Origin of the sequence: Mesorhizobium sp. Cs1299R1N3, from assembly GCF_037179625.1 — a bacterium.
GTDB classification, from domain to species: domain Bacteria; phylum Pseudomonadota; class Alphaproteobacteria; order Rhizobiales; family Rhizobiaceae; genus Mesorhizobium; species Mesorhizobium salmacidum.
Genome location: NZ_JAPYKQ010000027.1, coordinates 15,895 through 28,812, shown reverse-complemented (window position 1 = coordinate 28,812; position 12,918 = coordinate 15,895). Strand labels below are relative to the sequence as shown.

Genomic DNA, 12,918 nt, shown 5'->3' with positions numbered 1-12,918 from the left:
ATCGTCGATCTGCTCGGTTTCAAAGACGGTCGGTCTATTTCCTCGGAGTTCTCCGCATTACGGCAAGCGTCGCCGGCGAGCGGCCGGGCGTCAGTCGCGCGATATGGACAGCCCCGCGAGAAGCGGAGCGTATGCGGCGAGCCTGCGGGATACGAACTCCCTGAAGAGCTGCACGCGCTTCGTCTTGCGTGTCTCCCCCTGTGTGAGAAGCCAGAGCGTTCCGTACATGTGCAGGTCGGTGCCCGGCACCCTCACCAGCAGGGGGTCGGCATCTCCGACGAAGCACGGCAGCGTCGTGATCCCGAGCCCTTGCCGTACAGCAACGATCTGCGCCTCGGCGTCCGTGGTCCTGAATGGAACCCCGGTGGTGCCAACCTCACCCTCGCTGGCCCAATCCGGAATTCCATGAATGCTTATGACGATCCACCGGATGGGATCAGGCGCGCCCGCACGCCATGCGGCCAGTCGTTCGCGGGACATGTAGACGTGGCCGAACAGCTCCGGCCCTTTCAGGCCGTGAAGATTGAGCGGCAGGGTCTTGCGGTCGTAGACGACGCGGATCGCCACGTCGGCCTCTCGGTTGGTCAGATTTGCCAGCTCGCCGGACGATGAGATTTCCATCTCGATGTCCGGATGCAGACGCGCGAACTCGGCGAAGTCCGGCATGAGCAGGTGTGTCGCGAGGGTCGGAGCCAACGTCACCCGCAGAAGCCCGCGCACGCTCTGGTCGCGCCCGAAGACGCGGGTCTCCAGCTGGTGCGACGACGCTTCCATCTGGTTCGCGAGCTCGAGGACCTCCTCGCCCGCAGTCGTCAGGCGATAGCCCGAAGGCAGCTTTTCGAACATTTGAGCCCCGAGGCGTTCCTCGAGCTGAGCGATGCGTCGCAGCACGGTCGAGTGATACACCCCGAGGCCCTCGGCGGCAGCCCGCACCGAGCCTCCGCGCGCCACGGCAAGAAAGTGGCGAATGTCATCCCAGTCGATCATGGTGCAATCCCGCACCGCGCGGTGCGCCTTCCAAAGCCCGTATCTACCGCATCGTACAGCAGTAAGGCGGTCATCATAGCTCATGTCAACGAGCGCTGCCCAGTTCCGAACGGCGGACACCGATCGTCGCGGCTGTCGTCAGTCGTCGAGCCGGATCGATTTTGCACCACCGATGTGCGCGCTTCCGCACTCAACAACTGACGCCAGCGGACCCATTTCGAGGTTCTCGGAGGCAGATGCTGTCTCGACACCACGAAAGGAGAAGTCATGGGAAAGCTTGAAGGTAAGGTTGCAGTCATCACGGGTGGATCGAGCGGCATGGCGCTGGCGAGCGCCAAGCGGTTCGTCGAAGAAGGCGCCTACGTTTTCATCACGGGCCGGAGGCAGGAGGCGCTGGACGAGGCCATCATGATGATTGGCCGGAACGTGACCGGCGTGCGCGGCGATGCGGCCAATCTCGACGACCTCGACCGCCTGTTCGATACAGTCAAGCGGGAAAAGGGCAAGATCGACGTCCTGTATGCGAGCGCCGGCACGGGCGAAGCCGTCCCACTGGGCGAGATTACCGAGCAGCATTTCGATGCGACCTTCGGCCTGAATACGCGCGGCACGCTGTTCACGGTTCAGAAGGCGTTGCCGCTGTTCAACGATGGCGGATCGATCTTCATGACCGGATCAGTTGCTTCGCTGAAAGGCTTTCCCGGCTACAGCGTGTATGCGGCGAGCAAGGCGGCGTTGCACGCATTCGCACGCGGGTGGCTCAACGAACTGAAGGGCAGGAATATCCGGGTGAACGTGCTGCACCCGGGGCCGATCGCCACACCGATGCAGGACCAAGTTCTCACCGAGGAGGCGAAGCAGATGTTCGAATCCCTGATCCCGCGGGGAAAGATGGGGCGTCCTGAGGAAATTGCGGCGGCCGCGCTGTTTCTTGCTTCGGACGATTCGAGCTTCGTGAATGGGCTGGAGTTGTCTGTCGACGGAGGCTTCTCGGCCATCTGAAATCGCGCCGGATCGCGGGAAGCGGCTGATCGGCGGAAACCAGCGTGTCCATGGTGGACGACTTCCGCACTGAACGGTCGGTCCGGCTGCGCCGGGGTGGTTCACGACAGGACGTCTACGCAAAGGTCGCCACACAGCAGAACGGATAACCCGGCGCCGTTGAAGGCCGGGGAAGCAATATCAATACGGATCGGAGAAGTATCATGAGCTATGCGATTGTAGGATTCGGTAAGATAGGCCAGGCCCTCGCCCACGCCTTCGCCCGTAAAAACATCGAAGTGGCCGTCGCGAGCCGCCGGCCGCCCGAGGCGCTGGCGCCGCAGGCTCGGGCGATTGGACCCACGGTCGTCGCCAAGTCGCTGCAGGATGCACTCGAGGCCGACACAATCATCTTGGCGGTCCCGTTCGGGGAGCATCGCGAGGTTGCGAAGGCCCTGCCGAGCTGGAAAGGCAAGACGGTCATCGACGCGATGAACGCGTTGGTTCCCGCTGAGGAGTTGGACGGTCTCCCGTCCTCCGCCTTCGTCGCGAAGGCGTTCACCGGCGCCAGGTTCGTGAAAGGTTTCAATCACCTGATTGCGGCCACCCTGGCTGCCGATCCGATCGTCGAGGGCGGACACCGGGTCGTCTTTCTGTCGAGCGACGACGAGGACACGATCGCTCCCGTGGCGGCCCTGGCCAAACAACTCGGGTTCGCACCCGTCAAGCTGGGAAAGCTCAACGAGGGTGGCGCGCTGGTGCACGCACGCGGCCGCGTTTGGGGCCAGCTCATCTTCCAGGATTTGTTCAAGAAGGAGCAATGACCGGTGTACGACCATGTAATTTGGCCCGAGCGGTATGATCCGGGAACGTCGACCCTCTACGCGCTTAACGACATCGACGTGAAGGCGCCGCCTGAAGTGGTCTGGAAGCTACTCGTCGACGCCGAAAATTGGTCGAGCTACTTTCCGGCCGAGGATCAGGTCAAGGTTCTGACCGACGATCCGGAACTTGCGCTCGGAACCAAGTATAGCCGGGTGACGGTTGGATTCCCGATGAGTCTGGTCGTGACGGAATGCGAGCCCTTCCGCAGGCTTGCGTGGGCGACGACCGTCGATGGCGACGAGACCGGCTCGAGCGCGTACCACGGCTGGGTCATCACTCCCACCAGCGATGGTTGTCATGTGCTGACCGAGGAGACACAGCAAGGCCCCTGGTTCCTCGAGGAACTCGGACGCAAGCATCCCGGTGCGCTCTACCGCTATCACCAGGAATGGGTCGAAAGCCTCGCCCGCGCGGCGGAGGCGGAAGTCGCGAAAAAGGCAGGTTAGCGCATTTGCCTTGAAGCCTGGCCCGCACGGGCCAGGCTTCAAGGCTCTCGATCGAAGGGGACGTGACGCTTCTGGTCTGGTTCTGCACATCGATCGCCTTAGCCGTTCACAACAGGAGATGAATGACATGAATATCGAACTCAAGGGCCGCACGGCGATCGTCACCGGGTCGACGGCTGGCATCGGGCGCGCCACCGCAGAGGGTTTAGCTCGCGCCGGGGCGTCGGTCGTCATTAATGGCCGTGGAAATGCCCGGGTCGACGAGGCGGTGCGGCAGATGCGCCAGTCTTTCCCGGACAGCGAGATCTCCGGCGTCGCCGCCGATCTGTCGACCGCGGAGGGCGCCGACACATTCTTCGCGCAAGCGCCCGACGCCGATATAGTCGTGAACAACGTCGGTACGGCTCACATCCGGGACTATACCAGCGTCGAGGACATCGCCAAGATTCCCGACGAGGACTGGCTTGGCCTGTTCCAGCTGAACGTGATGAGCGGCGTGCGGATGACGCGCCACTACCTGCCGCGCATGGTGAAGAAGGGCTGGGGCCGCGTCGTGTTCGTGAGCAGCGAGTCCGCGGTCAACATTCCCAAGGAGATGCTCGACTATGGCATGACCAAGACCGCGCAGTTGGCGGTCTCGCGTGGGCTTGCCGAGGCGGTCGCGGGCACGGGCGTCACCGTCAACGCCGTCCTGCCGGGACCTACCCGGTCCGAGATCCTGGGTGACTTCATGGCGAGCCAGGCTGAGGCAACCGGAATCACGCAAGAAGAAGCCGAGCAGGGCTTCCTGAAGGCGATGCGTCCGACCACCCTCATCCAGCGGTTCGCGACCACCGACGAGGTCGCCAACATGATCATCTATGTGTGCTCGGAGCAGGCCTCCGCAACCACTGGCGCGGCTCTGCGCGTGGATGGCGGCGTGGTCCGCTTCGTCGCCTAAGCGTCAGTACGAGATCGCGTGTAAACCGCTGAATCGATAGGGATTTTTCTTAGCAACACCCTCCCCTCACTCCCGCTCGATTGTTTTGAGACCAGCTATGTCATTGATCTAGATGGGCCCCCACGACTGTTTCCAGCCGCGGGGGCGTCGGGATAACTTCCCGGGAAACCGTGGTCAGATGTTGGCGAGCAATTCGTTGACTCGGCTTTCCATGTCCGCAAGCGCGGCGTCGACGTCTTTCTGGCCAGTGATTGCGGCGCTCATCTCTTCGCCGACAATGTCCTGGATCGCAAACTGACGCTGCACCGCTGACGGCAGCGGCCTGCCGAGATCGGAGATGGCGGCAATCGTGTTGCGATGCGGCAGAGCCTTGAAGGCGTCCGAGGTGATGATGGTCTTGTATGCCGGCAGGTGACCGGTGCGCGACCATTCGAAGTCGTTGTCGGCGAAGAACTTCAGGAACTTGCCGATGGCTGCGGTCTGTTCAGGCGTGCGGTCCTTCTGCGAGACTGCCCAGGTGTGGCCATCGGCATATTGCGCATGGGCGCCGCCAAACAGCTGCGGATACGGGTAGACCGCGTAGCCGCCCTTGTTGAGCGCCGTGCCCTTGGTTTCGGACTGGGCATTGTTGTCGCCGACAACCCACGTGCCGTTGAGCTGAACGCCACCGTCACCGGCAAGGAAGGCGTTGATAGCGCCGCCGTAGTCGAGGTCCTTGGTGGTGTAGCCCTTGTCGAAGATCGCCTTGTACATTTCGACGACCTTCTTGGCTTCCGGCGTATTCAGCTTCACATGCTTGGGATCGGCAAAAAAGTCGGAATCCTGCTGGAAGAGATAGGTGTAGAGATTGCGCGTGTAGAGTGCCGTCTCATTGGCCAGGTTTTGAACGAAGTAGGGCTTGCCGGTCTTCTGTTTGAACTGTTCGGCCTGGGCGAGCAGTTCCTCAGGCGATTTCGGAAGCATCGGAGTGCCGTCGGCATTGACGAGACCGGCCTGTTTGAAGAGATCCATATTGATGTGATAGAGCATCGTCCAGCTGTCGATCGGCAAGCCGTAGATCTTGCCGTCTTTGGTGGCGCCGGTGCGCGCTGCGTCCGTGAAGGCTTCAGGTGTGACGCCGACGGACTTCAAGAGATCATCGAGTGGCATCAACAGGCCCTTGGACTGATAGTCCGACAGCGCGGATTCGTGGATCGTGACGATGTCTGGAGCATCGCCCGAAGCGAACTGCGCAGTCAGCTGGTCATAGCCCGGCCATTCCACGGTGGTGACACTGACGTGCACATCGGGATTGTCGGCGTTGAACTTGTTGATCAGCGAGGTGATGATGCCGCATTCGCCAACGGCCTTGCCGACATCGGTGTTGGTGCCGAAATTGGCATCGCAGGCACCGAAGAAGCGCTGCACGGTCAGTTCCGTCGCTGCAAGGCTCGGGCTGGCGAGCATCATTACCCCCGCGGAGACCGCGGCCAACAGTATTTTCTGCATTTTCATTTCAGTTCCTCCTACTGAGTTTCCGCCGCTCCACCCTGGATTGGCTTCATGCTTTTCCATCGCCGCGGCGCACTCCCCGCCGCCTGCAGTCGGGCAATTTCGTTATCGGACCGCGGCACCAGAGACGGCCGTGACGATGTATTTCTGGAAAAAGAGGTAGACGATGAGGATCGGCGCGCCGGCGAACACCGCCTGCGCCATCAGGAAGCCGATGCCTTCAGACTGGGCGAAATTGGTCTGCGTCGAAGCCATACCGACGGTCAGCGTGTACATGTCCTTCTTGGTTGCCGAGATCAGCGGCCACAAATAGTCGTTCCACGCGCCGAGGAAGGTGAAGATGCCGAGGGTTGCCTGTGCAGGCACCGTGAGTGGCAAAAGCACCTTCCAGAAAATCCTGAACCGGCTGGCATTGTCCAGCATGGCGGCTTCGTCCAGCTCCTTCGGGATGGCCTTGAAATATTGGGTCATCAGGAAGACGCCGAACGAAGCCGACAGGCCGGGGAGAATGAGCCCGTGATAGGTGTTGTGGAACTTCAATATGCTGAAGATCTGGTGGCGGGCGACAAGCACGGCCTGTTCCGGAACCGCCAGACCGAAGAGCACGATCACGAACAGGACGTTTCGGCCGGGAAAGTTCAGCCGTGCAAAACCGTAGCCGGCGAGCGATGACAAAACCAGCGTGCCGAGTGTCAATCCGCCCGAGACGATGATGCTGTTGCCCACCCAGAGGAATACCGACGAGGTGCCGATGGTGTTGAGGTAGTTCTTGAGGGTGTAGGGCGCGTGAAACACCGAATTCGGATCGGCCATCAGCTCGGCATTCTCCTTGAGCGACAGGCCGATGACCCACAGAACCGGGGCGATCATGACGATCGAAAGCAGGATGACGAGGGCCAACAACACGCGGTCGCCGAATGCCCGCCCCTTGATGGAAGTGGCTGGAGCACTCATGCCCGGTCTGCCTTGTTGCGTGCGACGAGGTACTGGGCCATGGCCGCGATCAGGATGAGGATGAACAGGATTTCCGATGCCGCGGCACCCATGCCGAGATCCCAGCGGCGGAATGCGGTGTCATAGATATAGAGCACGATCGGCTTGGTCAGGTTGTTGGGACCGCCGCGCGTCATCAGCCAGGCCTGGCCGAACAGCTGGAATTGCAGCACGATCTGGATGATGATCACCAGGACGAAAGTGCGTTTGATCGACGGCAGCGTGATCGAGCGCAAGGTCTGCCAGCGATTGGCATTGTCGAGGGCCGCCGCTTCGTAGATATCCTGCGGGATCTGCTGCAGGGCCGAGAGAAAGAGCATCATCGGCAGGCCGATGCACCACCAGACAGTGGCGATGGCGATACCGATCATCGCAAGGCTTGGATCGGAAATGAAGGCTGGGGCAGTGGCACCAAACCATCCGTAGATCGTCGACAGCAGGCCGACATTCGGAATGAACACGATGCGCCAGATCAGTGTGACGATGGTAACCGATAGCACCGAGGAGGAAAAGAACAGGGTCCGCAGCACAGCGGCAGTGCGCGTGCGGCGGTTGAGGCAAAGCGCGAGGAAAAGGCCGATCAGAGCCAGCGTCGGCACCGTCAGGAGCACGAAGTAAAAGGTGTTCCAGACCGATTGCAGGAACACCTTGTCGTTAAACAGCCTGATATAGTTGCCGAGACCGACAAAATTTCCGGATGAGAAAGTGTCGGCCTTGTGGAAGCTCAGCCACATCCCCCAAAGGAGCGGGAAGATGAGCAGCGTCGTGAAGAAGAACAGGAATGGCGCGACGAAAATGAAATTTCGCCATTGCGGCGCGTAGATATCGACGCTTGGGGCCCTGACGCTGGCGGCCGGCGTCGAGGTCCGCGGGATCGTCAAACCGTCGGCCACCTCAGGCCTCTCTCGCGTGCCAGGCGCGGCCTGTCTCGTTGAACAGATGCGATTTCTGGCCATCGAAGGCTAGCCCGACCTTGTGGCCGACGGCGACGCGGCTGTTGCCGACATCGGAGCCGACGATCTGCTGGCCATCGCCCAGCCGTGCGTAGATCAAGGTGCGTTCGCCGAGCCGCTCGAGCACATCGACCACGCCGTCGGTATTGCCCTGCCCTGCAGGAACGATGCGGACATCTTCCGAACGGATGCCGAAGCTGTGCTTGCCACCGGTCAACTGGCTGGCGGCGATCTCGGTCCGAATCGCCATTCCGTCCGCAAACCTGACCGTGGCGTTCACAGCCGATCTGTCGACTGTCGCCTCGACAAAATTCATCGCCGGTGCGCCGACGAAGCCTGCGACGAATTTGGTCGCGGGGCGTTCGTAGATCTCCATGGGAGAGCCGATTTGCTCGATCCTGCGATTGTTCATGACGACGATGCGGTCGGCGAGCGTCATCGCCTCGACCTGGTCGTGGGTGACGAAGATCATTGTCGATTGCAAGCGCTGGTGAAGCTGGGCAAGTTCGATGCGTGTGCGGGTCCGCAAAGCCGCATCGAGATTGGAGAGCGGCTCGTCGAACAGGAACGCCTTCGGCTCCTTTACGATCGCACGGCCGATGGCGACGCGCTGGCGCTGGCCGCCCGAGAGCTGGCCCGGCTTGCGCTCGAGCAAGTGCGCCATTTCGAGGATGCGGGCGGCTTCGTTGATCCGCGCGTCAATGACTTCGCGCGACATGCCGATATTCTCAAGCCCGAAGGCCATGTTGTCGCGCACGCTCATATGCGGATAAAGCGCATAGGACTGAAACACCATGGCAATGCCGCGCTTACCCGGCGGCAGATGATCGATACGCTCGTTGTTGATGGCGATCTCGCCGCTATCAACAGTTTCGAGGCCTGCGATCATTCGCAGAAGCGTCGATTTCCCGCATCCGGACGGCCCAAGAAACACGATGAATTCGCGTGCCTTGATGGACAGCGACAGATCCTCCAGCACCGCCATGGCACCGAAATGCTTGCTCACATTCCTGATTTCGATATCGGCCGTCACGTCGACGCTCCTCCTCAGCGCATGCACTTTTCGATGGTCCGCCCGAGATCAGAGTTTCAGGCGGATCATCTGGTAGGAATAGGCCGGCAGCGATAGGCTCAGTCTGCCGCCAGCCACCGAGGCGCCCTCCCCCTTCTTTGGGCCGACATTGCCGGGGTTCCCGGCCGAATTGACGGCTTTCAAATCCGCGTGCGTTATCACCTGGTGATCAACGACGTCAGCCGCGCCGAAACCGCTGATGTCGATCACGGTTTCGATCGCCTCGCTCGAATGGCGGTTGACGGCGAAGAAGGTGACATGGCCGGTTCTGGTGTCATGCACGCCGGCCACGTCGACGCAGGAAACCTCACCCGCGACGGTGGACTTGTAGGTCGGGCTGTCCAGCTTGAGATCCAGTGCATTGCCACGGCCGTAGATCGAGGCATAGAGATAGGGATAGAATATCGTCTGGCGCCATGCCGGGCCATCCGGAACGGTCATGATCGGCGCGATGACGTTCACCAGCTGCGCCAGGCAGGCGATCTTGACCACATCGGATCGACGGATGAAGGTGTTGAGGATCAGGCCAACCTGCAGCACGTCCTCGAAATTGTAGATGTCTTCGAGCAATGGTGGGGCGAAGGGCCAGCCGTCATTGCCGCCAAGGATCTTCTTGTCCTGCTCTTTGGAATGATACCAGACGTTCCATTCGTCGAACGAGATGTAGACCTGCTTGCTGGAGCGCTTCTTGGCCTTGATATAGTCGATGACGCCGGCGACCGAGACGATGTAGCCGTCGAGCTTCTCGTTCATCGCGAGATAATTCGGCGCGTCATTGGCTTCATTGTCGAAATACATGTGCAGCGAGATATAGTCGACCTCGTTATAGGTATGGTCGAGAACGGTCGCCTCCCATTCAGGATAGGTTGGCATCTTGGCATTCGAAGAGCCGCAGACCACCAGTTCGAGCGACTTGGAAAAAGCGCGCATGGCCTTGGCGGTCTCATGGGCCAGGCGGCCATACTCGTCGGCGGTCTTGTGACCGATCTGCCAGGGGCCGTCCATTTCGTTGCCGAGGCACCACAGCTTGACGTCGAAGGGCTCCTTGCGGCCGTTGGCGATACGCTTGTCGCTCCACTCACTTCCGCCTGGATGATTGGTGTATTCCAGAAAGTTGCGGGCTTCATCGAGACCACGCGAGCCGAGATTGACGGCAAGCATCATCTCGGTGTTGGCGGACGCGCACCAGTTGGCAAATTCATGCAGGCCGACTTCGTTGCTTTCCGACGTGTGCCAGGCGAGGTCGAGGCGCACCGGGCGTTCTTCCTTGGGGCCGACACCGTCCTCCCAATTGTAAGCTGACACGAAATTGCCGCCGGGATAGCGGACGATCGGAACGTTGAGTTCCCTGACGAGATCAATGACGTCTTGACGCATGCCGTTGGTATCTGCCGTCGGATGGCCGGGCTCATAGATGCCGGTGTAGACCGCCCGCCCAAGATGCTCGATAAAGGATCCGTAGAGCCTCGGATCGATTTCCGAGACGACATAGTGCGGATGCGCCGTTATGGCTGCCTTCATGCATTCCTCCCTAAATATCACAAATGATGATTTAAATCATCTTACTCGATATCAAAGGGAAGCAGAATCCATTCGTCAAGCGAAAAACCGCCAAAAGTCTGACAATTGACCGACGTCCTCGGTCGTAAATGAAATCAATATATTGAAATCGCTGCGTTATTTTTTAGACCCGATTTGATGATTATCAACCGGTTTTGATCCTGAGCAGGATGTCCTGATCGTAATTTCCAAATCCCTTGCCGAAAATATTGATGCCGCCGGGACGCTTGGCATCGTCCTTGACGCCAATACGGACCCGGATTGAATGATGGCCCTTGAGGTCGAGGGCGGCGAGGCTGGTTTCTGAAATCCTGACACCGTCGACATAGGTGCCGTCGGTGGAAATTCGCCAGTTCTTCAGCTTGCCATACTGCGAGCCCTTGAGCTTCCACCAGGAGGGCGTGAAGACGCCGCGCTTGTCGCCGAAATCGCCGGGTGACGTCCACGTTCCGACATCGACGCCATTGATCGTCAGCGTGATGTCGGAGGGCCAATCGGCGCTGGTGCCAGGCACTTCCGAGGACAGCTCGGTCACCAGTTCGAGTTCGGTAATCTCGGCATTGGCGAGCTTGGCATTGTTGGGGAACTGGTATTCGACAAAGCCGCGCGTGAACCACAACAGACCAGCCTTCATGCGGTCCGGATCGAGGAAGGTGTTGGGCACATCGAGGAGACCGATGATCCCGTCCGGCGAGCAGAGACCGCAGGGCGCGGTGACCTCGAATCCAGTGTAGAGCCCAATCGGCATCGACACTTCGATCGCGTCGTTCTTGAGCGAACGATATTCGCTCTTGAAGACCACGAGCACTTCCTCAGCGGTCGGATAACAGATCTTTTGGCTGCCCTTCTTCGCCTTCTGGTTCTCGGTGCGGATCAGGCCAGCATCCTCGAGCACCTGTATATTGGTCGAGACCGTCGACTGCGGCAGCGACAGCAGGGCGGCGATGTCATTGACATTCATCGGCCCTTTCTCATGCAGCAGTTTCAGCATCGAGATGCGCGCCGAAGAGGCCAGCCCCTTGAGGACGGCCATGCCTTCCTCAGGTTCGATCACCAGAAAATTGCGACTCATCGATTGGCCAGTCTATACGAAATCCATATCCGAAATTGCCCCTGTATATCTTGGAATCTGATTTAATCAATGCGCTGACCGCCTCCAAGTCACTTTTATTGATCGCAACCGTGCGGCGGGTTCCTTCCTCGGGGACTTTCGTACGCCTGCCGGCGCCCGAAACTCTTCACGCCCGAAACTCTTCACGAAAGCGGAATGACAGCGCAACAGCTTCGGGATGGCGATAGCGGCATGGAACGCTGGAAGTCTCGTCCTGACCCTCGGACTCGGGGGGTCCCTTACCGGACGACATCCCAATTCAACGCAATTGGCGGGCCTACCTCAGCAGCGGTCCGACCAGAGCAGCAAAAAGCTTGCCTACTTGGTATGCTGGTATAATATGTAGATGGTATGGTGTCTTTCGAAAAGAGCCATCGTCACGGAATGAACAGACGAGCCGATCAGGTCGGCCGGTGTTTTTGGGAGGAGATATCATGAAGTTTTCAATTGTGGCGGCGCTTGCCGGCGCCGCGCTAGCCAGTGTTTCGGTTTTGCCGGTGATGGCGTCGCCGGACGCACCGGTGATCGCACTCGCCAACGCCTATTACGGCAACACCTGGCGGCATCAGATGGTGGAGGCTTTCGAGGCCTCGGCCAAGGAAGCCAAGGCGGCCGGTCGGATCGCCGACTACGTCGTTATGAACGGTGACGGCTCGGTCGCGCAACAGAACAGCCAGATCGCCGAACTGATCCTCAAGAAGGTCGACGTGCTCGCCGTCGACGCCGCCTCGGAAACCGCGGTCAACGGCATCATCGAAAAGGCCTGCAAGGCCGGGATCATCGTGGTTTCCTTCGATTCGGTTGCTTCGGCGCCCTGCAACTACCAGCTCAACTTCGACTTCAAGGGCTACAAGGCGGCCCAGGCCGAAGCCGTCTTCAAGATGATCGGCGGCAAGGGCAACGTCATCCAAGTGCGCGGCGTGAAGGGGTCGGCGCCCGACAACGACATGTTCAACGCGCAGCAGTCGGTGCTGGCGAAATATCCCGACATCAAGGTTGTCGCCACCGTCTATGGTCAGGCGACCGCCTCGGTCGCGCAGGCGGCGATCGCCAACGTCCTGCCCTCGCTGCCACATGTCGACGCCGTGCTCGGCCAAGGCGGCAGCGACGATGTCGGCATTGCTCAGGCCTTCGTCCAATATGGCGGTGATTATGCCGGCAAGATGCCGATCATCGAAGGCGGCGGCGGCACCGACTTCGTCAAATGGTGGGCCGAGGAGAATGCCAAGAACAGCTACCAGACGGTCTCGATGAACACCACGCCGGGCATTGGCGGCGCCGCATTCTGGCTCGGCCTTTCACTGCTCAAGGGCGGCAAGGCACCGAAGCTGATGATCATGCCGGTGGCGACCGTCGATGCCAGCAATCTCAAGGAGTATGCGAAGCTGCCGGGGGGCCAGATCATCAGCCCCAGCTATTCGCTCGACTGGGTCAAGCAGAACCTGCTCAGCAAGTAAGGCTTGTCATTGCCAAGGACCGGGCGCCGCCAGACGGCCGTG

12 protein-coding genes are annotated in these 12,918 nt (G+C 60.2%); 5 read left to right on the top strand and 7 right to left on the bottom strand.

The genetic code is table 11. The features are described from left to right. Window positions 1-90: 90 nt before the first annotated feature. Window positions 91-987, bottom strand: coding sequence for a LysR family transcriptional regulator (locus O7B34_RS30070; protein ID WP_337149392.1), 897 nt, complete (start codon window positions 985-987; stop codon window positions 91-93). Between the two features lie 267 nt (window positions 988-1,254). Here O7B34_RS30070 and O7B34_RS30065 point away from each other — a divergent pair, with 267 nt between their 5' ends. From O7B34_RS30065 to O7B34_RS30050, 4 genes are all read left to right on the top strand, one after another. Beyond that, window positions 1,255-1,989, top strand: a complete 735-nt coding sequence (locus O7B34_RS30065) for an SDR family NAD(P)-dependent oxidoreductase (RefSeq protein ID WP_337149391.1) — start codon at window positions 1,255-1,257, stop codon at window positions 1,987-1,989. A gap of 203 nt (window positions 1,990-2,192) precedes the next feature. Continuing rightward, on the top strand, window positions 2,193-2,792 hold the full coding sequence (locus tag O7B34_RS30060; RefSeq protein WP_337149390.1) for an NADPH-dependent F420 reductase: 600 nt from the start codon (window positions 2,193-2,195) through the stop codon (window positions 2,790-2,792). Window positions 2,793-2,795: 3 nt separating this feature from the next. Next, window positions 2,796-3,299, top strand: a complete 504-nt coding sequence (locus O7B34_RS30055) for an SRPBCC domain-containing protein (RefSeq protein WP_337109010.1) — start codon at window positions 2,796-2,798, stop codon at window positions 3,297-3,299. A gap of 127 nt (window positions 3,300-3,426) precedes the next feature. Continuing rightward, window positions 3,427-4,239 (top strand): SDR family NAD(P)-dependent oxidoreductase, encoded by an 813-nt coding sequence (locus O7B34_RS30050; RefSeq protein WP_337149389.1) that lies wholly within the window; start codon window positions 3,427-3,429, stop codon window positions 4,237-4,239. A 174-nt stretch (window positions 4,240-4,413) separates the two neighbouring features. On the opposite strand, the gene O7B34_RS30045 is transcribed toward O7B34_RS30050, so the two are convergent. The 6 genes from O7B34_RS30045 to O7B34_RS30020 all read right to left on the bottom strand — a co-directional run bounded on the left by O7B34_RS30045 (window position 4,414) and on the right by O7B34_RS30020 (window position 11,380). After that, window positions 4,414-5,727 carry an ABC transporter substrate-binding protein gene (locus O7B34_RS30045; protein ID WP_337149402.1) on the bottom strand — a complete coding sequence of 438 codons (1,314 nt, stop codon included), beginning with the start codon at window positions 5,725-5,727 and terminating at the stop codon, window positions 4,414-4,416. Window positions 5,728-5,835: 108 nt separating this feature from the next. Continuing rightward, entirely contained in the window at window positions 5,836-6,684 is an 849-nt protein-coding gene (locus tag O7B34_RS30040; RefSeq protein WP_337130496.1) for a carbohydrate ABC transporter permease, read from the bottom strand. Then, a complete protein-coding gene (locus tag O7B34_RS30035; protein WP_140718167.1) occupies window positions 6,681-7,616 on the bottom strand; it encodes a carbohydrate ABC transporter permease in 936 nt (311 codons plus the stop codon). Before O7B34_RS30035 ends, O7B34_RS30040 begins: the two co-directional genes overlap by 4 nt. Window position 7,617: 1 nt before the next feature. Next, window positions 7,618-8,709, bottom strand: a complete 1,092-nt coding sequence (locus O7B34_RS30030) for an ABC transporter ATP-binding protein (RefSeq protein ID WP_337149388.1) — start codon at window positions 8,707-8,709, stop codon at window positions 7,618-7,620. A gap of 48 nt (window positions 8,710-8,757) precedes the next feature. Next, complete coding sequence (gene arfA / locus O7B34_RS30025) at window positions 8,758-10,269, bottom strand: arabinosylfuranosidase ArfA (protein WP_337149387.1); 1,512 nt, start codon at window positions 10,267-10,269, stop codon at window positions 8,758-8,760. A gap of 184 nt (window positions 10,270-10,453) precedes the next feature. Next, a complete protein-coding gene (locus tag O7B34_RS30020; RefSeq protein ID WP_027145241.1) occupies window positions 10,454-11,380 on the bottom strand; it encodes an ArsR/SmtB family transcription factor in 927 nt (308 codons plus the stop codon). Between the two features lie 473 nt (window positions 11,381-11,853). Between O7B34_RS30020 and O7B34_RS30015 the strand changes: the two genes are divergently transcribed. Then, window positions 11,854-12,876 carry an ABC transporter substrate-binding protein gene (locus tag O7B34_RS30015; RefSeq protein WP_337149386.1) on the top strand — a complete coding sequence of 341 codons (1,023 nt, stop codon included), beginning with the start codon at window positions 11,854-11,856 and terminating at the stop codon, window positions 12,874-12,876. Window positions 12,877-12,918 lie beyond the last annotated feature (42 nt).

What these genes read in the sequence shown, in the direction of transcription:
- O7B34_RS30065 (WP_337149391.1), top strand. Translation starts at nt 1,255, where the DNA reads ATGGGAAAGCTTGAAGGTAAGGTTGCAGTCATCACGGGTGGATCGAGC.
- arfA (WP_337149387.1), bottom strand. Translation starts at nt 10,269, where the DNA reads ATGAAGGCAGCCATAACGGCGCATCCGCACTATGTCGTCTCGGAAATC.
- O7B34_RS30040 (WP_337130496.1), bottom strand. Translation starts at nt 6,684, where the DNA reads ATGAGTGCTCCAGCCACTTCCATCAAGGGGCGGGCATTCGGCGACCGC.
- O7B34_RS30070 (WP_337149392.1), bottom strand. Translation starts at nt 987, where the DNA reads ATGATCGACTGGGATGACATTCGCCACTTTCTTGCCGTGGCGCGCGGA.
- O7B34_RS30045 (WP_337149402.1), bottom strand. Translation starts at nt 5,727, where the DNA reads ATGCAGAAAATACTGTTGGCCGCGGTCTCCGCGGGGGTAATGATGCTC.
- O7B34_RS30060 (WP_337149390.1), top strand. Translation starts at nt 2,193, where the DNA reads ATGAGCTATGCGATTGTAGGATTCGGTAAGATAGGCCAGGCCCTCGCC.
- O7B34_RS30015 (WP_337149386.1), top strand. Translation starts at nt 11,854, where the DNA reads ATGAAGTTTTCAATTGTGGCGGCGCTTGCCGGCGCCGCGCTAGCCAGT.
- O7B34_RS30020 (WP_027145241.1), bottom strand. Translation starts at nt 11,380, where the DNA reads ATGAGTCGCAATTTTCTGGTGATCGAACCTGAGGAAGGCATGGCCGTC.
- O7B34_RS30050 (WP_337149389.1), top strand. Translation starts at nt 3,427, where the DNA reads ATGAATATCGAACTCAAGGGCCGCACGGCGATCGTCACCGGGTCGACG.